Origin of the sequence: Pararhodospirillum oryzae, assembly GCF_007992075.1 — a bacterium.
In the GTDB taxonomy this organism is placed as follows: Bacteria; Pseudomonadota; Alphaproteobacteria; order Rhodospirillales; family Rhodospirillaceae; genus Pararhodospirillum; species Pararhodospirillum oryzae.
In genome coordinates, this window is record NZ_BJZO01000052.1 from 1 (window position 1) to 24,044 (window position 24,044).

The following is a 24,044-nucleotide window of genomic DNA, read 5'->3' on the forward strand; positions in this document are numbered from 1 at the left end:
TCGGGGAATCCTCTTCCGAGGCCATCCAGGGCTTGAACCGATTGCCCTGGAAAGACATTGCGGCGCTCTTGACGCCTGAGGGCGTTCGTCCTAGCGTTTTTCCCTTTTCTTCCCCGTTTTTCCCCTATGAAAGACTCTTCGATGCCGATGATGAGCCCCGTCCTGCCCCCGGTGGACCGCGAAACCGCGCTGTCGTCCACGGCCTGGCCCTTTCAGGAAGCGCGGGCTCTGCTGGAAAAACGGTTGAAGGGGACGCTGCCGGCCAAGGGCTATGTGCTGTTCGAAACCGGCTATGGCCCCTCGGGGCTGCCGCACATCGGCACCTTTGGCGAGGTCGTGCGCACCACCATGGTGCGCAATGCCTTCCGGGTGCTGGCGCCCGACATGCCCACGCGGCTGTTTTGCTTTTCCGACGACATGGACGGCCTGCGCAAGGTGCCCGACAACATCCCCAACAAGGAGATGGTCGCCACCCACCTGGGCAAGCCCCTGACCCGCATACCCGATCCCTTCGGCACGCATGAAAGTTTCGGGCACCACAACAACGCCCGCCTGCGCGCCTTCCTGGACGAATTCGGGTTTGAATACGAGTTCCAGTCGGCCAGCGACTGGTACGAATCGGGGCGCTTCGATCCCGCGTTGCTGCGGGTGCTGGCCTGCTTCGAGGCCGTGCGCGACGTGGTGCTGCCCACCTTGGGCGAGGAACGCCGGGCGACCTACGCGCCTTTCCTGCCCGTGTGCCCGGAAACCGGACAGGTGCTTCAGGTGCCGGTGATCGAAACCAACGCCGCCGCCGGCACCTTGGTCTACGAACGCCCCGACGGCAAGAAGGTGGAAACCCCGGTCACCGGCGGAGCGTGCAAGCTGCAATGGAAGGCCGACTGGGGCATGCGCTGGTTCGCGCTGGGCGTGGACTATGAAATGTCGGGCAAGGACCTGATCCCCTCGGTGCAGTTGTCCAGCCGGATCTGCCGCATCCTGGGGGCCGAGCCGCCCCAGACCCTGAGCTATGAACTGTTCTTGGACGGCGAGGGGCAGAAGATTTCCAAGTCCAAGGGCAACGGCCTCGCGGTCGAGGAGTGGCTGCGCTACGCCAATCCGGAAAGCCTGGCCCTGTTCATGTTCCAGAAGCCGAAAACCGCGAAGCGCCTGCACTTCGACGTGATCCCGCGCGCCGTGGACGAATACATGGCCTATGTCGAAGCCTTCCCCGGCCAGGACGAAAAGGCCCGCCTTGCCAACCCGGCCTGGCACATTCACGCCGGCTGCCCGCCCGAGGAAAAGGCGCGCCTGTCGTTTTCGATCCTGCTCAACCTGGTCAGCGTGTGCCATTCCGAGGACCCGGCGGTGCTGTGGCACTACATCGGCCGCTACGCCCCCGGCGCCACCCCGGAAACGGCGCCGACCCTGTCGGTGCTGGTGGAACGGGCCATCGCCTATTACCGCGACTTCGTGCTGCCGACCAAGCGCTACCGCCTGGCCACCGAGCCCGAGAAGGCCGCGCTCGCCGACCTGCGCGCGGTGCTGGCCGGACTGCCCCGTCCGGTGGACGCGGGTCCGGCCCAGGATGCGGTCTACGAGGTGGGCAAGCGCCATCCCGACCTGGGCGACCTGAAGGCATGGTTCCAGGTGCTCTACCAGGTGCTGCTGGGCCAGGATCAGGGGCCGCGCATGGGCACGTTCATCGCCCTGTATGGCGTGGACGAAACCCTGGCCCTGCTCGACCGCGCCCTGGCCGGCGAGGACCTGGGCGCCTGACCTTGAGGCCGGCGGCCCGCGTCCGGGGCGGCGGTTCGGGAACGCCATGAAAAAAAGGGGGGAGCCCGGTTTCGCGCCGGGTTCCCCTTTTTGCGTCAGGCCGAGCGGATTTCGACAAGGAAACGGCTCAGTTCGCCTTGAAGCTTGTCTGAATTGCCGGCCAGGGCATCGGCCGAGACCAGGACATCCTCGGCGGCGCGGCCGGTGGCCGAGGCGCTGTCGGTCACGCCCATGATGGTTTCGGAAACCTGTTGCGTGCCCCGGGCCGCTTCTTGAACATTGCTGGCGATTTCCTGGGTGGCCTTGCCCTGGGCCTCGACCGAGGCCGCGATGGCGGTGGCGATGTCGCGCATCTGGCCGATGACCGTGGCAATGCCCTTGATGGCATCGACGGTGCGCCGGGTTTCCTCCTGCACGGTGCCGATCTGCTGACCGATCTCGCCGGTGGCGCGCCCGGTCTGGCTGGCCAGGGTCTTGACCTCGCCGGCGACGACCGCGAACCCTTTTCCGGCATCGCCGGCGCGCGCCGCCTCGATGGTGGCGTTGAGCGCCAGCAGATTCGTCTGGCTGGCGATGTCGTCGATCAGCTGCACCACCTGCCCGATGCGATCGGCGGCCCCGGCCAGGCTTTCCACCATGCCGTTGACGCGCTGCGCCGTTTCGGACGCCACCGACGCGATGCGCGAGGACTCATCGACCTGTCGGGTGATTTCGGAAATGGAAGACGAGAGTTCCTCGGCGGCGGCGGCCACGGTTTCCACGTTCATGGTGGCCTGGGACGCGGCCGAGGAGACCGTTTCCGCCTGAAGGCTGCTGTCCGCGGCCACGGTGGACATGGAGCGGGCGGTTGTCTGCAACTGGCCGGAGGATTGGGAGACGGCGCGCACCACGTCCATGACCCGGGCCTCGAAGCCATCGGCCAGGCGGTTCAGGGTTTCACGACGTTCCTTTTCGGACCGGGCCTGATCCTCGGCCCGTTCGGCGGTGGCGCGCTGCAAGCTGCCTTGCATGGCGCGCAAGGAGTCGGCCAGCACGCCCACCTCGTCGGCCTGCCGGAGGGCGAGAGACTGGTTGAGATCCCCCTTCGCGATCCCTTCGGCGAAATCAGCGCAGGCGCGCACGGGGGTGGCGATGCCCCGGGCAACGGCGACCAGCACGCCAATGGCGCCCGCCGCGATGAGGAGACCCACGGCGATCTGCCACAGCGTGTCGTGGGTCGCGCGCTGTTCCAAGGTGTTCTCCAGGGCGCGCGCGGGTGCCATGACCGTGTCGCGCGGCAAGGTCAGGATCACCGCCCACGCGTTTTCCGTGCGCCCCAGGGGAATGGGGGCGTACACATGAATGTCCGGGAAGGCCGGATCATCGCGCACTTCCGCCTTGCCCTGGGCGACGATGTCCTGGCTTTCCGTCCACTGGGGCCCCAGGTTGCGGACGGGCTTGCCAATCGACTGGGGATTGCCGCTGTTGGCCACGACCAGCCCCGTGTCATTCAAGATGAGCACGGATCCGGCTCCCCCCAGCGTCGATTGATCCACGCGTTCGGCCAGTTTTTGCACGAAATCAAGATTGTAGTCGGCGCCGGCAACGCCCAGGAAGCGACCTCCCGCCTGGATGGGAACGGACATGGTGGCCAGGAAAACCGGCTTGCCCTGGACGATGTAGGGCAGCGGGCCCAGGATGTTTTCCTTGCCCGTCTTCTGGGGATTGAGGAACCAGGCCCCCTTGACCAGTCCGTTGGGGTGGTGCTCCGTGCTATCGTATTCGACAAGAGGTTGCAGGGCGATGGCCCCCGAGGCAACGTCACGGGTCCAGTAGGGCAGGAAGCGACCGGTGTCGTCCGATCCCAGATCGGTGCGCCCGACGAAGGAGGCGTCCGCGCCATCCAGGGCGTTCGGGGCCCAAGCCGAATAGGTGCCGTTCAGCCCGGGATTGTGTTCAAGAATCTTGCGCAAAATATCATTGTATAAGTGGCGTCGATCATCGCCCCCCTCGTCCTCGTGGCCTGCGCCGCCCTTGTGGCCTGCCTCGCCCTCGTGGCTGCTGGCGTGGTTTGCCTCGACGGCGAAGACCTCGGCCATGGTGCGGGCCGCGTCGAAGCCGATCTCCAGTTCCGCCTTGATGGCGTAGGCTTCGCTCCTGGCCCGATTGACCAGGGATTCCTTGGTCATGACATCGGCCTGGCGCGAAACCTCGGTGAGAACGACCTGGGCGGTGCCGTGCGAGGCGTAAACCCCGAAGCCGATCATCACCAAAACGGTGGCGATCAGAAGCAGGCCGGCGAGCAGAGCAATTTTCAGCTGAATGGATTGCAGCTTGGAAAAGACGGAAAAAACCATCGTGAGGCGCTCCCTCTGCGGACCGCCAAGGTTGAGCGAGGAGCGGGGAGGCGGGTCCTTGATATGGCAATATAGCCATACTCAGGGGGGTGCTACAACCTTCCGGGATGTGCTGAAAGTATGGTTTGGCCGCTTGGGACGGGGAACCCGCCGCCCGCCTGCGGCAAAAACGCGATCGGCCGGCGGTGGCGCCCGGCCCCGGGCGATCCCGGGGCGCGAAAGGCGGGCCCCCGCCCGGGCCGCGAAGGGGCGGGCGGGGGCCTGCTGCCTGGATCAGGAGCGATGCAAGGTGATTTCGACGCCCAGCGGAGTCAGGCCATCAATGGTGGCGTCCAGGCGGTCGCCGGGGCCAATCGGGCCGACCCCGGCCGGGGTGCCGGTGAAGATCAGATCGCCCGGGGCCAGCTCGATCAGGCTGGAAAGGCACGAAATGATCTCGGGAACCGACCAGATCATGGCGCCCAGGGTGCCGTTCTGGCGCACGGTGCCGTTGACCCGCAAGGTAATGGCCTTGTCTTGAAGCGGCCCCACCTGCGACGCGGGGGTCAAGGGCCCGATGGGCGCGGAGCGGTCGAAGCCCTTGGCCATGTCCCAGGGCTGGCCTTTTTCGCGCGCCGCCGCCTGGAGGTCGCGCCGGGTCAGGTCAAGGCCCACCCCGTAGCCCCAGATCAGATCGCGCGCCCCTTCCGGGTCGATTCCGACGCCCCCCTGACCCAGGGCCACCACCAGTTCAACCTCGTGATGCAAGTTGGCGGTGCCCAGCGGGTAGGGCAGGGCGCCGCCCTCGGGCACCAGGGCCTCGGCGGGCTTGGAAAAGAAGAACGGGGCCTCGCGCGTGGGATCCGACCCCATTTCGCGGGCGTGATCGGCGTAGTTCTTGCCGACGCAAAACACCCGGCGCACCAGGAAAAGGTCGGACCCGCCCACGACGGGCACGGCGGGACGGGGCCATTCGGGAAGGACAAAGGACAAGGGCTAACCCTCCGACAAGGGATACAAAGCCAGGGAAGACGGCCAATCCATGGGGTATAACATCCCGCCGGGCATCCCCCATGAAAAGCGTTCCCTCAAAAAACAAGAACGCCCGGCAGGGGGGGACCGCCGAGCGTTCTTCTTCGCGCTCCGGTCAGGGGGGACGACCGGAGGCGGTACCTCCTTGCGGAGCAGGAGAGCGGCAGGGGAAGCCTGCCCTCCAGTGGCCGGGATCAACCGCGTCCCGTACCAGTTCATCCTAACATGGGCATGATACGATCACTTTCCAATGCGCCCGGGGAATGCCAGGCATGCAATTAATTCATTGCGGTATTCAGGTGCCTCGATTGTCGCTCCGGATGGTCTTTTGGCCGGGAACGGCGACCTTGGGATTGCCGCCCGGCGGGGAATGAGGGATACCGGATCCCACCCGCCGCCGTTTTGGTTGCTTTCGGTTTTCCATCCGGGACTTCCCTTTCATGGAAACGCTGACCGGCTTGTCGCTTGCGCCGCTGCTGCCGTACTGGGTTGTCCTTCCGCTGGCCGGGGTGGCCGGGGGACTGGTGGTGTATGCCCTGGCGCGGCGCGCGCGCGGCGCCCTTCAACGACTGGTGGCCCTGGGGGCCCTGACCGGCGTGCTTCTGAATCCTCAGTGGGTCACGGAAACCCGCGAGCCGCTGAGCGACGTGGCGGTGGTGGTGGTGGATGCCTCGCCGTCGCAGGCCCTGACCGGACGCCTGCCGGCGGTCGAGGCGTCGGCCCACGCCCTGACCGAGGCCCTGGGCCGGCTGCCGGGGCTGGAAACGCGGGTGGTCCGGGTCGAGGGACAGGACGGCGAAACCCGCCTGATGGGAACACTGAACGAGGCCCTGGCCGACGTGCCCCGCGATCGCCGGGCCGGGGTGATCGTGCTGAGCGATGGCCAGATCCACGATTCCGTGACCACCGACGTGGGGGCCCCGGTCCACGTGGTGCTGACCGGCCCGCGCGAGGGACGCGACCGGGTGGTGCTGGTGGGCGACGCGCCGGGCTTCGGCCTGGTGGGAAAGCCCGTGCGGTTGAGCGTGACGGTCGAGGACGGCGGCGTCTCCCCGGGCACTCCGGTGCCGTTGCGCGTCGCGCTCAACGGCAAGACCACGGCCGAGCGCCTGGTCCCGGCCAACCAGCCGGCGGGGGTGGACGTGGTCCTGGACACGGCGGGGCCCAACGTGATCGAGCTGGAAACCCCGGTGGTGTCGGGCGAAATCGCGGCCATCAACAACCGTGCCGCCCTGATGCTGAACGGGGTGCGCGACCGGCTGCGGGTGCTGCTGCTTTCGGGGCAGCCGCACGTGGGGGAACGGGTGTGGCGCAACCTGCTGAAAGCCGACCCGGCGGTGGATCTGGTCCACTTCACCATTTTGCGCCCGCCGATGAAGGAAGACCTGACCCCGCTTTCCGAACTGGCCTTGATCGCTTTTCCGATCCAGGAACTGTTCGAGGAGCGCGTGGGCGAGTTCGATCTGATCGTGTTCGATCGCTTCGTGCGCTGGGGCCTGGTGCCCGATGTGTACCTTGCCAACGTGGCGGCGGCGGTGCGTCGGGGGGGGGCGGTGCTGTTCAGCGTGGGCCCCGAGGATACGTTGCCCGATACCCTGGCCAACAGCCCCCTGGCCGAAATCCTGCCGGCCAGGCCCAGCGGGCGCCTGATCGAAACCCCGTTCGTCCCCACCCTGACCGGGGAAGGCCGGCGCCACCCGGTGACGGCCGGCCTGCCCGGGGCCGGAGTCGACGGCGCGCCGCCAACCTGGGGGCCGTGGGGGCGCCTGGTCGAACAGCAAGACGCCCGGGGGCGGATCGTGATGACCGGCGCGCAAGGCTTGCCCTTGCTGGTGTTGTCCAAGGCGGGGGAAGGGCGGGTGGCCCTGCTGGCGAGCGACACGGTCTGGCTGTGGGCCAAGGGGTGGCAGGGCGGCGGGCCGCAGGGCGAGCTGCTGCGCCGGCTGGCCCACTGGCTGATGCGCGAGCCGGAACTGGAAGAGGAATCCTTGCGCGCGCGCATCGAAAACGGGCGGCTCCTGGTCTCGCGGCGCACCATGGAAACCCTGCCCGAGACGGTGCGCGTCGAGCCGCCGGGCGAGCCCGCGCGCTCCCTTTCCTTGCACGAAACCCAGCCCGGCGTGGGCGAGGCGGAAATGGCCGCCCCGGTGCCCGGCGTTTACCGGGTGGAAGCCGGCGAGGGATTCCTGGCGCTGGCCGTGTCGGGGCCGCCCAACCCGCCCGAAACCACCCGCCTTTTGCCCACCGAGGCCCGCCTCGCCCCCCTGGCCCGGGAAAGCGGCGGGGCCATGCTGTGGCTGGAGCCAGGCGGGCGCCTGCCAACCCCCCACCGCGTGCCCCCCGGCCAGCCGGCCCACGGCCCGGGCTGGATTGGCCTGGTGGCCCAGGGGCGCCACGTGGTTTCCGGCGTTACCTTGACCCCGGTTTTCGGGGGACCGCTTGCCTTCGTGCTGATCTTGGGCGGGCTGGCCGCCGCCTGGTTCCGCGAAGGGCATGCCAGTCGCCCGCGCGAGGGCGATCCCAACCGTGGGTGAGGGTGTTTCGCTTGAAAAATCACTCCAATGGTTCTCTTAATCGATGGAACCGATCATAGTTTTTGGAACATTCAATTGGTCAAGGTTCCCCTGGAGCGCTACCATCCCGCCATCGACCAACCCACCGAGGAGGGCATAATGTTCGTTCCCAGCACGACCTTCAAAACCCGGGTCCGTAATGAAGCGCTTGGCGGCCCCAATCCCTTCGAGTGGAAGGACGTGACCACCGAGGAAATCTTCAACAACAAGAAGGTCGTTCTGTTCGCCTTGCCGGGTGCCTTCACGCCCACCTGCTCGACCAGCCACCTGCCGCGCTACGAAGCGTTGTACGACGAGTTCCGGGCGCTGGGCGTGGACAGCGTGGTCTGTCTTTCGGTCAACGACGCCTTCGTGATGTATCAGTGGGGCAAGGCCCAGGGCGCCAGCAAGGTTTTCCTGCTCCCCGACGGCAACGGCGAGTTCACGCGCAAGATGGGCATGCTGGTGGACAAGTCGAACCTTGGCTTCGGCATGCGCTCGTGGCGCTATTCGATGTATGTCGAGAACGGCGAAATCAAGAAGATGTTCGCCGAACCCGGCCACGATGACAACTGCCCGACCGATCCGTTCGAGGTATCCGACGCCGATACCATGCTGAACTGGCTCAAGGGCCAGAAGGGCTGAGGCCCTGTCGTCCGACAGGCCCTGAACTAAAGAAAAAGGAACGAGGGAGGACACGGGCCGGGGGGCGAAAGCCCTTCCCGGCCCGTCTGGTTGCACGGGGGATCATGCGTGAGGAGTACCTGATTCTTCGCCCGGCGCGCCCTTTCCGGCTCAGGCCGAGGCCGGGGCGTCGGGGGTGTGGGCCGGGCGCAGGCGTTCGACCACGTGCACCAGGGTCGCGGTGGCGATCAGCGGCAAAAGCAGGTTGGCACCGGGCAGGGTGGCCAGGAAGGCCAGGGCGGCCCCGGTCAGCCACAAACGCCCCCGGTGGCGCCGGGCGAGCGCGTCGGCCTGGGCCGGTTCAAGGCGGCGCTGGGCGGCTTGTTCAAAGAACTCGCGCGACAGCAGCATGCCGTTCAAGGCGTAGTACAAAACCAGATTGAGGCCGGGCAGCAGCAGGTACAAGGGCAAGGCCAGCAGGTTAAGCCCGGCGCTGATCAGGGCGAAGCGCGCGGCCAGCCCCACGGTTTCCCGCAAGGGGGGCGTGCGCGGCGCGGGCAAGGCCGGGTAATGGCGGGCCTCGACGGCGCGGGCGATCTCTTCCAGGAAGAAACTCGCGATCAGCCCGGCCAGGGACGGAAAGAACACCAAGGCCAGGATGAACACCACCAGCCCGGCCGCGCCATCCAGCAAGGAGTCGAGCCAGGGCAGGTCCGTGGCCTGAATCCAGCTCAGCCCCCACCCGGCCCCGAGGGCCAGCAGCAAGGCGCCGATCAAGGTCAGCCCCGCCGAACGCCAGAGAACCCGGCGAAACCGGGGATCGGGAAGCTGGGTCAAGGCCCGGATCAGGGCGAATGGCATGGGAACGCGCTCCTTGATGGGGAAGGAAGGAAATTTCAGGCGGCATGCGGGCGAACGGCACGGGAGCGGGGTGGTTTGTCGCGCACGGCGCACGCCCCCGCCCTTGTGGTTCGCCGCCGGGTGGGTATACTGCGCGCCAAGCACGCCGTCTGCACGAGCGCGCGGCGCGGGCCTGCCCGGATCAGGCCCTGATGACGTTTTCTAACTCCGAGAGGATTCATGGCGGAACCCCGTTTCGACGTTGCCGGTATCGGCAACGCCATCGTTGACGTGCTGGCCCATGCCGACGACGCTTTTCTTGAAGACCAGGGCCTGCCCAAGGGGGGAATGACCCTTATCGACGAAGCACGGGCCGATCAGCTGTACGCCGCCATGGGACCGGGGGTCGAGGTGTCGGGCGGGTCCGCCGCCAATACCATGGCGGGCCTGGCCTCGCTGGGGGCGCGGGCGGCCTACATTGGCAAGGTGCGCGACGATGCGCTGGGCGGCATTTTCCGCCACGATATCAACGCGATTGGCGTGCACTACAAAACCACGCCCCTGGCCGACGGACCGGCCACCGCCCGGTGCCTGATCCTGGTGACCTCCGACGCCGAGCGCACCATGAACACGTTTCTGGGGGCCTGCACCTGCCTGGGCCCCGATGACATCGACGAATCGGTGATTCGCGACGCCGCCATTACCTATGTGGAAGGCTATCAGTGGGACATGCCGGCCGCCAAGGCCGCGATCCGGGTGGCCGCCGATCACACCCGGGCCGCCGGCCGGCGCTTTGCCCTGTCGCTGTCCGATTCGTTTTGCGTGGAGCGGCACAAGGCCGAGTTCGTCGGCCTGGTCGACCGCCACGTGGACATCCTGTTCGCCAATGAAGCAGAAGCCCTGGCCCTGACCGACCAGGATACGCTGGACAAGGCGACCACCGCGCTCCAGGGCCGTTGCGCCCTGGTCGCCCTGACCCGGGGCGTCAAGGGGTGTCGGGTTGTCACGCCCGACGCGGTGATCGACGTGCCCGCCCACCCGGTCACGACCCTGGCCGACACAACCGGGGCCGGCGACCTGTTCGCCGCCGGCTTTTTGTGGGGCCTGTGCCGCGGCTATGCCCCCGCCGACTGCGCCCGCGTGGGCGCCGTGACCGCCGCCGAGGTGGTTTCGCATGTTGGCGCCCGTCCCGCCGTGGACTCCCTGGCCGCCCTGGTCGCCGAGACCCTGGGCCTGAACGGACAGCCCTCATGACTACGCTGCGTAATATCGCCATTATCGCCCACGTCGACCACGGCAAGACGACCCTGGTTGACTCCTTGCTGCGTCAGAGCGGCGCCTTCCGCGACAACCAGCGCGTCGAAGAACGCGCCATGGACTCCAACGACCTGGAGAAGGAACGCGGCATCACCATCCTGGCCAAGTGCACCTCGGTGGACTGGCAGGGCGTGCGGATCAACATCGTCGACACCCCGGGACACGCCGACTTCGGCGGCGAGGTCGAGCGCATCTTGTCGATGGTCGACGGGGTGCTGCTTCTGGTCGACGCGGCCGAGGGGCCCTTGCCCCAGACCAAGTTCGTGCTGGGCAAGGCGCTGGCCCTGGGCCTGCGCCCCATCGTGGTGGTGAACAAGGTGGACCGCCCCGACGCCCGCGCCTACGAGGTGCACGACGAGGTCTTCGACCTGTTCGCCAACCTGGGCGCCGACGATCACCAGCTTGATTTCCCCTGCATGTACGCCTCCGGGCGCAACGGCTGGGCGGTGCGCGAGCTGGAGGAAATGGAAAAGGGCACCGAGGGCCTGACCCTTCAGCCCCTGTTCCAGCTGATCCACGACCACGTGCCGGCGCCCGAGCGGGTGCTGGACGCGCCGTTCGCCATGCTGGCCACCACCTTGGAATACGATCCCTACCTGGGCCGCGTGCTGACCGGGCGCATTTTTTCGGGTCGCGCGCGCGTCAACATGCCGATCAAGGCGCTGTCGCACGACGGCAAGCTGCTGGAAACCGGCCGCGCGTCCAAGCTCCTGTCCTTCCGGGGCCTGAGCCGGGTGCCGGTCGAGGAAGCCGAGGCCGGCGACATCATCGCGCTCGCGGGCATCGCCAAGGCGACGGTGGCCGACACCTTGTGCGCGCCCGAGGTCGAGGGACCGCTGGCCGCGCTGCCCATCGATCCGCCCACCCTGGCCATGACCTTCGCGGTCAACGACTCGCCGCTGGCCGGCCAGGAAGGCGACAAGCTGACCAGCCGCGTCATCGCCGCCCGCCTCGCGCGTGAATCCGAGGGCAACGTGGCGATCCGCATCCGCGAGACCGAGGACAAGGACGCCTTCGAGGTCGCCGGGCGTGGCGAACTGCAACTGGGCGTGCTGATCGAGGTCATGCGCCGCGAGGGCTTCGAACTGTCGATCTCGCGCCCGCGCGTGCTCTTCCAGACCGACGAGAACGACAACCGCCTGGAGCCGATCGAGGAAGTGGTGGTTGACGTCGACGAGGAATTCTCGGGCGTGGTGGTCGAGAAGATGTCGTTGCGCAAGGCCGAAATGACCGAGATGCGTCCCTCGGGCGGCGGCAAGACGCGCCTCGTGTTCCTGGCTCCGTCGCGCGGCCTGATCGGCTACCACGGCGAGTTCCTGACCGACACCCGGGGCACCGGCATCATGAACCGGCTGTTCCACAGCTACGGCCCGTACCGGGGCACGATCGAGGGCCGGCGCGAGGGCGTTCTGATCGCCAACGGCACCGGCGACGCCGTGGCCTACGCCCTGTTCAACCTGCAAGATCGCGGCCCGATGTTCATCGAGCCCGGCACCAAGGTGTATGAAGGCATGATCGTGGGCGAGCACAACCGGGGCAACGACCTGGATGTGAACGTGCTCAAGGGCAAGCAGCTGACCAACATCCGCGCCGCCGGCAAGGATGAGGCCATCCGCCTGGTGCCGCCGGTGCGCATGAGCCTGGAGCAGGCCCTGGCCTACATCCAGGACGACGAACTGGTCGAGGTCACGCCCAAGTCGATCCGCCTGCGCAAGCGCTGGCTGGATCCGAACGAGCGCAAGCGCCGCGCCCGCTCCGCCGCCTGAGCCTTCCCATGACCGGCCCGTCCCCGGTTCCGGCGCCGCCCCCTCCCCCGGGGGCGGCGCGCAAGCCTCCTCGCCTGCCGCCTTCGTGGCGCGAGACCCTGGCGGCGTTCACCGCGCCGCCGGTGGCGCGCATGCTGCTGCTGGGCTTTTCCGCCGGCCTGCCCTTGCTCCTGGTCTTCGGCACCTTGTCGGTCTGGCTGCGCGAGGCGGGCGTGGATCTGGCCACCGTGACCTTGCTCAGCTGGACGGCGCTGGCCTACTCCTTCAAATTCCTGTGGGCGCCCCTGATCGACCAGGGGCGCGTGCCGCTGTTGACCGCCTGGCTGGGGCGGCGGCGCGGCTGGCTGTTGCTAAGCCAGGGCGCGGTGATCGCGGCCTTGCTGTGGACGGCCGCTTTCGACCCCGCCCATGCCCTGGCCTGGACCGTCGCCGGGGCGGTGATGCTGGCTTTTGCCTCGGCGACCCAGGACATTGTCATCGACGCCTACCGCATCGAGGCGGCCGAGCCTGCCTTGCAGTCGATGATGTCGGCCATGTACATCGCCGGCTACCGGATCGGCATGCTGGTGTCGGGCGCGGGCTCGTTGTGGCTGGCGGCTGCCCTGGAAACCGGCACGACCTACGATCCCCAGGCCTGGGCCTGGGTTTACCGCGCCATGGCCGCCGTCATGGCCGTGGGCGTGCTCGCCACCTTGAGCGCGCCCGAGCCCGCCCCCCGGGCCGAGGCAAACTCCGGGCCCGCGCCGGTTCCGGGCACCCTGGCCGAGCAAGGCCGCCTGCTGGGGGTGATCGTGCTGGCCGCCGGGGCGTTCCTGGCCACCTTCCTGGGCGTGGCGCCGCTGAGCGCGCGCGGGGCCGGGGCCCTGACCGCCCTGGGCTGCGAGCCCTTGCTGGCGGCGGGGCTGGCCGAGGCCTCGCGCCTGGTCGTGTCCGTGCTCGCCGCCGCTGGCGCGGCCGGGGCCCTGGTTTTGCTTGGCCTCGCCTCGCGGCGCCACGTGCGCGAAACCTATCTGGCGCCGCTCGCCGATTTCCTGGCCCGGCAGGGGCGCATGGCGGCGGTGGTGCTGGCGCTGATCGCGACCTATCGCCTGTCCGACACGGTCATGGGGGCCGTGGCCACCGTCTTTTACGTGGACATGGGCTTCACCAAGGCCGAAATCGCCACCTACACCAAGGCCTGGGGGCTGGCGGCCACCCTGGCCGGCGGGTTCCTGGGCGGCGTGGGCGCCTTGCGCCTGGGGGTGATGCCCGTCTTGTTCCTGGGGGCGGTGCTGTCGGCCGCTTCCAATCTGCTGTTTGCCGCCCTGGCCGCGCGCCCGGGCGACACCGTGTTCTTGCTGGGGACCATCGTGGCCGACAATCTGTCGGGTGGTCTGGCCGGAGCGGCCTTTGTCGCCTATCTGTCGGCGCTCACCAGCGTGCGGTTCACCGCCATGCAATACGCCTTGTTCAGCTCCCTCATGACCCTGCTGCCCAAGGGGCTGGCCGGTTATGGCGGGGCGGTGGTCGAGGCGGTGGGCTATGGCCCCTTCTTCATCGGCACGGCTGTGTTGGGCGTGCCGGTCCTGGCCCTGGTCGCCTGGGCCGGGCGCGTTGGGGGGCCGGGACTGGACAGGAGACCGTGACAGCGAGAACAAGAGGCTCCGGCAGGGGGCCCCCAGCGCTTTTTGCATTGCAGCACTCTCATCGAGGCGCTATCGCAGTGCACAATATCGGCCTAGGGTACGCCCCTCGTCCGATGCCATTCCTCTGATCCGAACAGGAAGGACTGTCGTTACCATGGATATCAGCAAGATCCCCGTGGGCAAGAATCCGCCCAAGGACATCAACGTCATTATCGAAATTCCGATGCAGGCCGATCCGGTGAAGTACGAGGTCGACAAGGCGTCGGGCGCCATGTACGTGGACCGCTTCTTGCACACCGCCATGCAGTATCCCTGTAACTATGGCTTCGTGCCGCATACCCTGTCCGACGACGGCGATCCGCTGGACGTGATGGTGATCGGGCGTATTCCCGTGGCGGTGGGCTCGGTGCTGCGGACCCGTCCGATCGGGGTCTTGCACATGGAAGACGAAGCCGGCATGGACGAAAAGATCCTGGGGGTTCCCCACTCGTCCTTGCACCCGTATCACGACAACGTGTTCAACTTCGGCGACGTGCGTCCGATCGAGCTGCGCCGCATCGAGCACTTCTTTGCCCACTACAAGGACCTGGAAGAAGGCAAGTGGGTGAAGATCCTGGGCTGGGGCGACTACAAGGAAGCCTGGGAAGCGGTTGAGAAGGGCATCTTGAAGGCTGCCCAGGCCGGCGCCGACAAGTAGGACCGAAGGCGCGTCCGCGCGCCTTTTTGTTCGCGCGCGTTGATCAAGGGGATCCGTGGGGCGCTGTTTTCCCGGGTCCCCTTACCGCGCCCGCGCCAGACGGGCGGCGGCGGCGAAATCGCCCCGGACCATCTGGGGCGTGCGCACCAGGCACCACGCCCCGGCCGCCTGGCGGCGGCGGCAGATCTGGCGCGCCGTGGCTTCGGCGAAGCCCCCCACGTAGGCATTCCATCGCATCAGGCCGGTTCCCGGCCGGGGCAGGCTGTAGGGCTGGCCTCCGGTCTGGTGGGCCACGGCCGCCGCCCGCGCCATGGCCTGGGAGCGGCTGCGCGCCAGCCCCAGATCCAGGGCATGGCCGCCGGCCAGCAGCTCGCCCGCCACCGTGCCCACGCACACCGGCGTGCGCTGGCGGTTATCGACCACCGGCAGGGGCTCTTCGCCGGCCCGGGGGTCGGGGTCGTCGATGAACGGGGTTTTCTCGTCAAGGGGGGTGGCGAGCGCCCGCAGAAGCAGGCCTTCAATGCGGTCGGTGCGTTCGGCGCCCGTGGTCGATCCCAGCAGAATGCCGATCAGGTGGCGGCCGTCGCGGCGCACCGAGGCGGCGATGTTGTAGCCCGAGGCGCAGGTGAACCCGGTCTTCAGGCCGTCGGCGCCGCGCAGGCGTCCCAGGAGGGCGTTGTGCCCGTGCAGGCCGCGACCCTTGTACAAAAAGCCCTGCAAGGCAAACAGGCCCCGGTGCTGGGGAAAATCCCGCTCCAGGGCCAGGGCCAGCACCGCCATGTCGCGGGCCGTGGTGTACTGGTCGTCGAGCGGCGCGGGCAGGCCCGAGGCGCTGGCAAAGCGGGTATGGCGCAGCCCCAGGCGTCGCGCGGTGTCGGTCATGCGCGTGGCGAAGGCTTCTTCCGAGCCGGCCAGGGTTTCGGCGATCATCACCGCCACGTCGTTGGCCGACAGCCCCAGAAGCGCGCGCAGGGCATCGGGAAGCGGCACCTTTTCCCCGGGCGCCAGGCCCACGCCCACCGGGTCGGCGGCGGCCGCGCGCGCCGAGGCGCTCAGCACGGCGTCGGGCGCGAGGCGGCCGTCGCGCAGATCCTCGAACGCCAGGTAGGCCGTCATCATCTTGGCGAGCGACGCGGGCGGCACGCGCCGGTCGGGGGCGTCGGCCAGCAGCACGGCCCCGTTTTGGGCGTCCACCACCAGATAGGTTTCCTCGGCCCCGGCGGGCCTTGCGAGCACGGCCGCCAGCCCCAGCCAGAACGCCAGAACCGCCGCGATCCAGGACGGGACCGGCCGGGGGATCATGCCGGGTCCTTGTCGTCGTCGCGGCTTGCGGCGGGGGCCTGCTCCCCGGCCCGGGCCAGGGGATGGGCGGTGTTGACCAGCCGGAACAGGTGGCTGTCCAGCACGTGGGTGTAAATCTCGGTGGTGGCGATGTCGGCGTGGCCCAGCAGCATCTGCACCCCGCGCAGGTCGGCGCCGTGGGCCAGCATGTGGCTGGCGAAGCAGTGGCGCAGCACATGGGGCGAGACCAGGGCCGGGGGCAGGCCGGCATCCTCCGCCAGGGCCTGCAGGATCTTGGCGAAGCCGTCGCGGGTCAGGTGACCTTCCGCCCCGTTGGATGGAAACAAGAAGCGCTCGGCGCGCCGCCGTCCGGGGCCTTCGGGGGGCAAGGTGGCGCCGCGCACCGCGAGCCACGCGCGCACGGCGGCGCGGGCCGGCTCGCCCAGGGGCACGAGGCGTTCCTTGTCGCCCTTGCCGCGCACCACCATCGCCTCGGGATCGCGCCGGACCGCCGCCAGGGGCAGCCCGACCAGTTCGGAAACGCGCAGCCCGGTGCAGTAAAGCAGTTCCATCAAGGCGCGGGTGCGCAGGCCGCGCGGGCCTTCCTGACGCTGGGCCGCGGCCAGCAGGGCGAGCACGTCTTCCTCGGAGAGCACGCGCGGCAGGGGGCGGCCCTGGCGGGGGCCGTCCAGGCCCAAGGTGGGGTCGTCGGCCCGGATGCCCTCGGCCCGCAGGAAGCCGTGGAACTGGCGCAGGCACGACAGGCGCCGGGCCTGGGTCCGGGGGCTGAGGCCGTTGGTCGCCATTTCGCCCAGGTAGGCCCGCACCTGATCGCGGGTCACGGTGGGGACGTTCGCCCCCTGCCGGACCAGGAACGCCCCGTAGTCCAGCAGGTCGTCGCGGTAGGCCTGCCGGGTCAGGCGGGCCGTGCCGCGTTCGGCGCTCATCATTTCCAGGAAGGCGTCGGCCTGGGCGTCGAAGCCCGGCGGCAGGCGCCGGGGCGCCGGGGCCTCGTCCGCGTCCGGGGGGGCAGGCGTGGCGGCCTTGCGCCGGCCGGCCGGAAAAGAGCCGTCCACGGTCATCGCTAGCCCCGAACCGCCAGGGCCTCGGTGATCAGGTCGCGGGCCACGTCGGCGAGATCAACCGCCTCCAGGGATTGCGCCACCGAGGCCAGCAGGCCCAGGGGGGCGCGCGACGGGCCGCCGGCCTGTCCGAGCACGACCAGGGTGCGCAAGGCCACCTCGCCCTGGCGCCGCTGGCGGGCGGCCTGCTCCAGGCGCTGGCGTTCGCCCTCCAGGGCCGGGGTCAGGGGGGTGGGATCCAGGGGGAGCAGGCTGGCAAGGCCCAGGGTCTGGCTGCCCACCCGGTCAAGGGCCAGCAAGGCGTCGCGGGCCGCCATCAGGTCGGGGCGCTCCAGGGTGGCCGAATCGATCAGTCGCACCCAGCCCTGGGCGCGGACGCGCTCCCCGGCCGCGTACAAGGCGCGGGCTACCTCGGGCGCGGCGTCGATCAGGTCGGCGCGGGCCGGCCACTGCGCCACGGTGGGCCCCAGGGCGCGCACGAACGCGAGGTAGGTTGCGCCATCGCGCGCGCGCAGTCCCGCGAGCGCGATGGCGAGGCTGGGCGCGGCCACGGCCGGGTCGGGCCCGGCGGTGGCGCCGGCCAGGGTGGGATCGAGCAAGGTCACGGCGCCACTCGCCAGCGCGGCCTGCCCCGAGCGCAGGCTTTGCGTCAGGGCGGCGCGGGCCTCGGGGGTGTCGGCCGGGGTCACGACCACGCCGGCCGGAGGACCGCCGGGCAAGGGCATGTCGGCGTACAGGAAGGCCAGGGCATCGGGCCCCAGGGCACCGGTGGCCACCGCCCACTCGGCCGCCGCCAGGCGCTGCGCGGGCAGGGCGGGAGCCGACAGGGCCACGGCGCGCGCCAGCCAGGGCTCGGGCCGGGCGGGCACCGCGTCGCGCGGGAAGGGCTCGCTCGCCTCGCGGAACAAGGCGATGGTCACGGGATCCAAGGTCACCTTGCGGCGCAGGCGGCCGTCGGCCAGCTTGCCGATCCGCTCGGCCAGAACCAGGAAGGCTTCGTCGGCGGCGCCGGTTTCGCGCAGCATGGCCATGCCAAGCGCGGCGGCTTCCGATTCGCCCGCGCGCACCTGGCACAGCACCCGCACCCGCTGGGCGTGGGTGGCGGTTTCGGCGTTCAGGCGCGGCGGCGTGGCCGAGGTGGCGGCGACCACGGTGGCGCAGGCGTCATCCACGCGCCCTTGCAGCAGCAAGGCATCCAGGAAACGCTGCAAGGGAACGCCCCCCAGGGCCATCGGCGAGACCGCGCCCAGCAAGGTGGCCACGTCGCCATGCAGCCCCAGGCGGAACAGGAGATCGGCGCGCCGGGCGATCAGGGCGCCACTGGCTCCCTCGGCTTCCAGGGGCGGGGGCGCGGCCGAGGTCAGCAGCACCCTGCGGGCCAGCGCGGTCAGGGCGGGGGACGGCACGCCCACCGCGAGGGAATCAAGCAAGGCCAGGGCCTGGGGGCGGGTCAGGCCCTGCCACAAGCTGGGGGCAAGCCCGCCGGTGGCCGGGGTCAGGAGGCCGGCCGCGTCCAGGTCGATCCCGCCCAGGGCGCGGATTTCAACGCCTTCGGGGCCGGGGAGAACCGGCCCCAGCGCCGGCGGCAGCGCGGGTTGGGGGCGGGCGGCGGGCAGGGGAAACAGGCGCACCGGGCCGCTGTCTTGCGCGCCGGCGGAGGCGCACGCCATGAAAACCACCACCCCCGCCAGGGCGCCCGGCCAGGAGCGGCCGGGGCGCGAGGAGCGGGGCGAGGCGGCTGGCGCCCCGGGGGATGCCCCGGAAGGCCCGCCCCGCCTTTCGGAAAAATCGAACGCGAACCTGAAAAACGAGAGCACCAGGGCCCGTTTTGACGTCAGGCACGGCGCTCTAGTAGCGGTCATTCGGGATAACCTTGATGATGGTTCGGGTGGGAGGAGCCGTGTCGAGACTGGCCAGCACAACACCCAAGGTTGCGACGCCCAGCACCACGACAGCGAGAAGAATACGGATGAGAAAGCGCATGAGTTCCCTTTCCACGGTCCGGCGGGAGGGAGGCCGCGATCGTGTCACCCCTTTCGTGGGGATCGACCCAAAACGATCCCGATTGGGTCTACCACGGCGCCCTGAAACTGTGTATTGAGTCCCGACCATGACAACGCAAGGGCAGTGTACCGGCTCCCCCCCTGGGGATCAACGCCCCCCGCTTCGACGGGGTGGGGGCGCCGTCTCCTTTTGGCCATGCGGGAAGGGGAGGGCATGAGCGTGGTTCCGCCGGGTCCCCCGGCCCTGGACATTGACGATTCCCCGACCCACGAGGCGCCCCCGCCCGTCGAGCCGCCCGCTCCGGCGGGGCCTCGGGCCGGTCGGGCCCTGCCGTGCACCGTGGTGCTGGTGGGGCTGATGGGCGCGGGCAAGACCTGCGTGGGCCGCTGCCTCGCCAAGCTGGCCGGGGTGCCGTTCGTCGATGCCGACGCCGAGATCGAGGCCGCCGCGCGCCTGTCGATTTCCGAGATTTTCGCGACCTATGGCGAGGCCGAGTTCCGGGCCACCGAACGCCGGGTGATGGCCCGGCTTCTGGAGCGCCCGCCCCTGGTGCTCGCGGCCGGCGGCGGGGCCTTCATGGCCGACGAAACCCGTGCCCTGATCGCCCGGCGCGCCGTTTCCGTGTGGCTGCGCGCCGACCTGGAAACCCTGGTCGCGCGCACCGCCGGGCGCAGCCACCGGCCCTTGCTCAATTCGGGTGATGCGCGCGCCACCCTGGCCGCCCTGATGGAGCGGCGTTATCCGGTGTATGCCACGGCCGACGTCACCTTGGATGCCACCGACGAGCCCCCCCTGGCCACCGCGCGACGGGCGTTCGACGCCGTTCGCCGTCATCTCGCGCATTCCTTGTCTTGTCCCTCGGAGAGCTCCCCGTGAAGACCCTGACCGTTCCCCTGGCCGAACGCACCTATCCGATCCACATTGGTCCCGGACTCCTGGCGCGGGCGGGGGAACTGCTGGCGCCGGTGCTTCGCCGGCCCAGCGTGGCCGTGGTCACCGACCACACCGTGGGCGCCTTGTACCGCGCCCCCCTGGAAGCCAGCCTCAAGGCGGCCGGCATTGCCTCCCGGTTCATCGAACTGCCGCCGGGCGAAAGCTCGAAAAGCTTCGCCACGCTGGAACGGCTCTTGGACATCTTGCTGGAAGCACGGGTCGAGCGCTCGACCACGCTGGTGGCCCTGGGCGGCGGCGTGATCGGCGACCTGACCGGATTCGCCGCCGCGATCTTGCTGCGCGGCGTTGACTTCGTGCAGATCCCCACCACCTTGCTGGCCCAGGTTGACAGCAGCGTGGGCGGCAAGACGGGCATCAACACCCGCCACGGCAAGAACCTGGTGGGCGCGTTCCATCAGCCGCGCCTGGTGCTGGCCGATACCGGGGTGCTCGATACCCTCTCGCCCCGCGACCTGCGCTCGGGCTATGCCGAGGTGGTCAAGTACGGGGTGATCGACGATCCCGCCTTTTTCGCCTGGCTGGAGGAAAACGGCCCGGCCGTGCTGGCCGGAGATGGCGACGCGCGCGCCCATGCCATCGCCACCTCGTGCGCGGCCAAGGCGCGCATCGTGGGCGCCGATGAACGCGAAAGCGGCCAGCGGGCCCTGCTGAACCTGGGCCACACCTTTGGCCATGCCCTGGAGGCGGAAACCGGCTTCGGCCCCACCTTGCTGCACGGCGAGGCGGTGGGCCTGGGCATGATCATGGCCCTTGATCTCTCGGCCCGCCTGGGCGTGGCCCCGGCCGGCGACGCGCGGCGCCTGAGCGCCCACCTGGCGGCGTGCGGCCTGCCCGTTGATCCCCGTACCCTGGCCGACGCCCCCAGCTGGGACGTGGACCGTCTGCTGGCCCACATGGGGCACGACAAGAAAGTGTCCGATGGTCGCGTCACCTACGTCCTGGCGCGAGGCATCGGCGCTGCCTATCTTGAACGCAACGTGGATCCCGACCGCGTGCGCGAAACCCTGGGTGCCGCCGTTCTGCCCTGATCCTTTTTTGGATGATCGCTGTTCCGTGAGTGCCGGTTTTCGTCTTGTTCCGCCGCCTTGTCGTCCCCTCACACCACCGTGGCCATGACTCTCTCGCTGATTGCCATTGTCGTTTTGATCGTGACCTCGGCCCTGTTCTCGGGCTCGGAAACGGCTCTGACCGCCGCCTCGCGGCCCTTGATGCATGAACTGGAGCGGGACGGTCACCGGGGAGCGGCGGTCGTTAACCGCCTGCTGCGCACCCGCGAACGGCTGATCGGCACGATCCTGCTCGGCAACAACGCCGTCAACATCCTGGCTTCGGCCCTGGCGACCAGCCTGTTCATGGGCTGGTTCGGGGAAGCCGGCGTGGCCTATGCCACCGTCGCCATGACCGTGGCCTTGCTGATCTTCGGCGAAATCCTGCCCAAGACCTACGCGCTCACCCACACGGTACCCTTGGCCTTGCGTGTCGCCCCGATCATGGCGGTGCTCACGTGGCTGTTGTTCCCCGTGACCTTTGTCCTGCAGGCCGTGGTCAAGGTGCTGCTGCGCCTGCTGCGGGCCGGATCGACCCGCGAGACCACGGCGGCCACCGCGCTCTCGGAACTGCGCGGCGCCATCGAGCTGCACACCGCCGACAGCCCCGACCGCGCCGTGCGCGACGAACGGGCCATGCTGCGCAGCATTCTGGACCTGACCGACGTTCAGGTTTCCGACATCATGATCCACCGCTCGAACCTGGTGTCGGTGGACGCCAGCCTGCCGCCGCGCGAGATCCTGGCCCAGGTGGTGGCGTGTCCGTTCAGCCGGGTGCCCCTGTGGCGTGAGCGCAAGGACAACATCGTGGGCGTGCTGCACACCAAGGATCTGCTGCGCGCCGTCCAGGTGCATCAGGGCGACCTGGAGACCCTGGACGTGGCCAGCATTGCCGCCCCGCCCTGGTTCGTGCCTGAAACCACCACCTTGCTGGCCCAGTTGCAGACTTTTCGCCAGCGTCGCGAGCATTTTGCCCTGGTTGTCGATGAATACGGCACCTTGCTGGGCATCGTGACGCTGGAGGACATCCTGGAAGAAATCGTGGGCGAGATCAGCGACGAGCACGATATCAGCGTGCCCGGCGCCCGCCGGCAGCCCGATGGCAGCTTCCTGATCAACGGCGACGTGACCTTGCGCGATCTGAACCGCGAATTCGACTGGAGCCTGCCCGACGAGGAAGCGGCCACCCTTGCCGGCCTGGTGATCCGCGAATCGCGCTCGATCCCGCTGGTGGGCGAGGTGTTCCACTTCCATGGGTTTACGTTCGAGGTCACCAAGCGGGTGCGCAACCGGCTCACCCAGTTTCGGGTCGTGCCCCCCGCCGACCTCTGACGCCCTGGGCCTGTCCGGGAAAAACGCGCTCGCTTTTCCCGGAAGGACACGCTCAAAATGAGAGGGAGCCCGTGCGCTTCCACGCGAAGGCCACGGACTCCCGCCCTGTCCTGGAGCCCCGTGCCATGCCTTTGTCCTGTACCGATCCCGCCCGTCGTGAAATCCATCACCGGCGCATTGATGTGCGCGGCTTTGAGCGCGACGATGGCCTTTGGGACATCGAGGGTCGGTTGACCGATGTCAAAAGCTACGCCTTCGCCAACAAGGACCGGGGCATGATCGAGGCCGGCGACCCGGTTCACGATCTTTCCTTGCGCCTGACCATCGACCTCTCGCTGCGTGTCCACGCGGCCGAGGCGGTGATTGACAAAAGCCCGTTTTCGGTCTGCCCCGAGGTCACCGAGGCTTATGGGCGCCTGGTGGGCCTGACCATCGGCCCCGGCTTTCGCCGGGCGGCGGCCGAGCGGGTTGGCGGCGCGCGCGGCTGCACGCATTTAAGCGAGTTACTGGGGCCGGTGGCCACGACCGCCTTCCAGACCCTGCACCGCGCCCAACTGGTCGCGCTCGATCAAGGCGGGGCGGGGGCGGAACGGGCGGCGGCCCAGATGCGCACCGTGGTCGATTCGTGCCACGCCCTGCGCGCCGATGGCCCGGTCATCGCCCGCGAGTGGCCCGACCTCGCCCAGTCGTCGGCGCCCCCGTCCGACGCGGGGTAAGGCCCGCGCGCCGGAGCCGGGGCCCGTTCAGGGGCAGGGCGGCGGGCGTGGCAGCGGGGGCGTGAACCAGACCAGATCATAAAGAACCGGCGCCGCGCTGGCCTCGGGCACGGCGCGGGGGTCCTGCTGGCCGTCGGGCACCTCGGCGAAGGCCAGGGCCAGCACGGAACGGCCGGGCGCGAGGGCCCCCAGCACCCAGGGCACGGCGCGGTCGCGGCGGGTGTGCCCGGATCCGGCGATCAACACCCCCCCTTCGGGGCCGGTGTCGGCCAGGGCGCGCGCCATGCGGCCATCGCGGGCCCGCTGGCCCCAGGCCATGCCGGGCAGGAGGGTTTCGGGCAGCATGCCGCAATGGCTGGCGCGCAGTTCCTCGGTGAGATCGGCCTGGGCCGGGGCGGGCAGGGGCCGGTCCAGGCCCAGGGCCGCGCGCTCGGCCTCGGGCACGGCGTCGGGGCCGGAGCGGACCAGGGTCCGGATGCGGGCCAGCGGCCAGTTGCCAGGGACCACCGCCAGACCGGCGGCGCGCGCGGTGGCGAACAGGGGGGCGTAGAACGAGAACGACGGCCAGCCGCGCCCCGACCAGTCCAGCGCCTGGGCCAGGGCGTCCAGCGAGGCGCCGCGCTCGGCTTTCCAGGCGGCCAGGGCCGCTTCCTGCCCTTCATCGACCATTTCCAAAACCAGGGCCGGGCGGCGGCCGGCCCGGACCAGGGCATCAAGCACGAAGGCCTGCAAGGCGTGGTGGTCCGGGTGATCGTGGCGTTCGCCCAGCAGCACGAAGTCGGCGGCCGCGAGGCGGGCCAATGCCTCGTCCACCGGGACGAAGCGTCCGCTGGCGGGCTCGAACACCTGGCCGGCCAGGGGCGAGGGCGTGGCGTCCGTGACCGTGAACGCGGGCGGCGTGGCGGGGGGCGGCGTGGTCACGGCGCACCCGGCCAGGAGTCCCGACGCCCCCAGGGCGCCCAGCAGGTGGCGGACAAGACGGGGCAAGGGCATGGGCGATCCTTGGAACGGGGCCTTGGAAAGGGGCCTTGGAACGGGGGGCCATGGCGTTGGGAAAGCCGGAGTGGCTCCCCATCTTGCCAAGGTCGGGGCGCTGCGTCACC

At 69.4% G+C, this 24,044-nt stretch carries 19 protein-coding genes; 11 read left to right on the forward strand and 8 right to left on the reverse strand.

The window, feature by feature from the left end; translation table 11 throughout:
* Positions 1 to 141: 141 nt before the first annotated feature.
* On the forward strand, positions 142 to 1,758 hold the full coding sequence (locus ROR02_RS10105) for a lysine--tRNA ligase (RefSeq protein WP_170245067.1): 1,617 nt from the start codon (positions 142 to 144) through the stop codon (positions 1,756 to 1,758).
* 95 nt (positions 1,759 to 1,853) lie between these two features.
* Here the strand turns inward: ROR02_RS10105 and ROR02_RS10110 are convergent, their stop codons facing one another.
* Both ROR02_RS10110 and ROR02_RS10115 read right to left on the reverse strand, forming a co-directional pair.
* Positions 1,854 to 4,094, reverse strand: a complete 2,241-nt coding sequence (locus ROR02_RS10110) for a methyl-accepting chemotaxis protein (RefSeq protein WP_147163905.1) — start codon at positions 4,092 to 4,094, stop codon at positions 1,854 to 1,856.
* A 273-nt stretch (positions 4,095 to 4,367) separates the two neighbouring features.
* Positions 4,368 to 5,066 (reverse strand): fumarylacetoacetate hydrolase family protein, encoded by a 699-nt coding sequence (locus ROR02_RS10115; RefSeq protein WP_147163906.1) that lies wholly within the window; start codon positions 5,064 to 5,066, stop codon positions 4,368 to 4,370.
* A 479-nt stretch (positions 5,067 to 5,545) separates the two neighbouring features.
* Here ROR02_RS10115 and ROR02_RS10120 point away from each other — a divergent pair, with 479 nt between their 5' ends.
* Together ROR02_RS10120 and ROR02_RS10125 are read left to right on the forward strand one after the other, a co-directional pair.
* On the forward strand, positions 5,546 to 7,639 hold the full coding sequence (locus ROR02_RS10120; RefSeq protein WP_147163907.1) for a hypothetical protein: 2,094 nt from the start codon (positions 5,546 to 5,548) through the stop codon (positions 7,637 to 7,639).
* Positions 7,640 to 7,666: 27 nt separating this feature from the next.
* Positions 7,667 to 8,302 carry a peroxiredoxin gene (locus ROR02_RS10125; RefSeq protein WP_307725150.1) on the forward strand — a complete coding sequence of 212 codons (636 nt, stop codon included), beginning with the start codon at positions 7,667 to 7,669 and terminating at the stop codon, positions 8,300 to 8,302.
* 150 nt (positions 8,303 to 8,452) lie between these two features.
* Here ROR02_RS10125 and ROR02_RS10130 read toward each other — a convergent pair whose 3' ends face one another.
* Positions 8,453 to 9,142, reverse strand: a complete 690-nt coding sequence (locus tag ROR02_RS10130) for an EI24 domain-containing protein (protein WP_147163908.1) — start codon at positions 9,140 to 9,142, stop codon at positions 8,453 to 8,455.
* A gap of 219 nt (positions 9,143 to 9,361) precedes the next feature.
* Here ROR02_RS10130 and ROR02_RS10135 point away from each other — a divergent pair, with 219 nt between their 5' ends.
* The 4 genes from ROR02_RS10135 to ppa all read left to right on the forward strand — a co-directional run bounded on the left by ROR02_RS10135 (position 9,362) and on the right by ppa (position 14,526).
* Positions 9,362 to 10,375 (forward strand): adenosine kinase, encoded by a 1,014-nt coding sequence (locus tag ROR02_RS10135; protein WP_147163909.1) that lies wholly within the window; start codon positions 9,362 to 9,364, stop codon positions 10,373 to 10,375.
* Complete coding sequence (typA, locus tag ROR02_RS10140; protein ID WP_147163910.1) at positions 10,372 to 12,204, forward strand: translational GTPase TypA; 1,833 nt, start codon at positions 10,372 to 10,374, stop codon at positions 12,202 to 12,204. Before ROR02_RS10135 ends, typA begins: the two co-directional genes overlap by 4 nt.
* Positions 12,205 to 12,212: 8 nt before the next feature.
* The gene (locus tag ROR02_RS10145; protein ID WP_176599700.1) at positions 12,213 to 13,829 is read left to right on the forward strand and encodes an AmpG family muropeptide MFS transporter; all 1,617 of its coding nucleotides are present in this window, start codon (positions 12,213 to 12,215) and stop codon (positions 13,827 to 13,829) included.
* Positions 13,830 to 13,983: 154 nt separating this feature from the next.
* Positions 13,984 to 14,526: an inorganic diphosphatase gene (gene ppa, locus ROR02_RS10150; protein ID WP_147163911.1), complete on the forward strand. Its 543-nt coding sequence runs from the start codon at positions 13,984 to 13,986 to the stop codon at positions 14,524 to 14,526.
* An 81-nt stretch (positions 14,527 to 14,607) separates the two neighbouring features.
* Here ppa and ROR02_RS10155 read toward each other — a convergent pair whose 3' ends face one another.
* Genes ROR02_RS10155 through ROR02_RS17430 form a run of 4 tightly spaced genes read right to left on the reverse strand, consistent with a single transcriptional unit; the run spans position 14,608 to position 18,872 of the window.
* Positions 14,608 to 15,828: a D-alanyl-D-alanine carboxypeptidase family protein gene (locus tag ROR02_RS10155; RefSeq protein ID WP_147163912.1), complete on the reverse strand. Its 1,221-nt coding sequence runs from the start codon at positions 15,826 to 15,828 to the stop codon at positions 14,608 to 14,610.
* Positions 15,825 to 16,889, reverse strand: coding sequence for a site-specific tyrosine recombinase XerD (locus ROR02_RS10160; RefSeq protein ID WP_147163913.1), 1,065 nt, complete (start codon positions 16,887 to 16,889; stop codon positions 15,825 to 15,827). Before ROR02_RS10160 ends, ROR02_RS10155 begins: the two co-directional genes overlap by 4 nt.
* A gap of 2 nt (positions 16,890 to 16,891) precedes the next feature.
* The gene (locus ROR02_RS10165; RefSeq protein ID WP_170245068.1) at positions 16,892 to 18,751 is read right to left on the reverse strand and encodes a hypothetical protein; all 1,860 of its coding nucleotides are present in this window, start codon (positions 18,749 to 18,751) and stop codon (positions 16,892 to 16,894) included.
* Positions 18,738 to 18,872 (reverse strand): hypothetical protein, encoded by a 135-nt coding sequence (locus ROR02_RS17430; RefSeq protein ID WP_281291023.1) that lies wholly within the window; start codon positions 18,870 to 18,872, stop codon positions 18,738 to 18,740. The genes ROR02_RS10165 and ROR02_RS17430 overlap by 14 nt, the downstream gene beginning before the upstream one ends.
* Before the next feature lie 378 nt (positions 18,873 to 19,250).
* Between ROR02_RS17430 and ROR02_RS10170 the strand changes: the two genes are divergently transcribed.
* The 4 genes from ROR02_RS10170 (at position 19,251) to ROR02_RS10185 (ending at position 22,941) form a co-directional block, all read left to right on the forward strand.
* Positions 19,251 to 19,769: a shikimate kinase gene (locus tag ROR02_RS10170; protein ID WP_246135497.1), complete on the forward strand. Its 519-nt coding sequence runs from the start codon at positions 19,251 to 19,253 to the stop codon at positions 19,767 to 19,769.
* Positions 19,745 to 20,875 (forward strand): 3-dehydroquinate synthase, encoded by a 1,131-nt coding sequence (aroB, locus tag ROR02_RS10175; RefSeq protein WP_147163916.1) that lies wholly within the window; start codon positions 19,745 to 19,747, stop codon positions 20,873 to 20,875. The genes ROR02_RS10170 and aroB overlap by 25 nt, the downstream gene beginning before the upstream one ends.
* A gap of 57 nt (positions 20,876 to 20,932) precedes the next feature.
* On the forward strand, positions 20,933 to 22,225 hold the full coding sequence (locus tag ROR02_RS10180) for an HlyC/CorC family transporter (RefSeq protein ID WP_307725151.1): 1,293 nt from the start codon (positions 20,933 to 20,935) through the stop codon (positions 22,223 to 22,225).
* Positions 22,226 to 22,350: 125 nt separating this feature from the next.
* Complete coding sequence (locus tag ROR02_RS10185) at positions 22,351 to 22,941, forward strand: DUF2889 domain-containing protein (RefSeq protein ID WP_147163917.1); 591 nt, start codon at positions 22,351 to 22,353, stop codon at positions 22,939 to 22,941.
* Positions 22,942 to 22,968: 27 nt separating this feature from the next.
* Here the strand turns inward: ROR02_RS10185 and ROR02_RS10190 are convergent, their stop codons facing one another.
* Complete coding sequence (locus ROR02_RS10190) at positions 22,969 to 23,934, reverse strand: ChaN family lipoprotein (protein WP_147163918.1); 966 nt, start codon at positions 23,932 to 23,934, stop codon at positions 22,969 to 22,971.
* Positions 23,935 to 24,044: the final 110 nt, after the last annotated feature.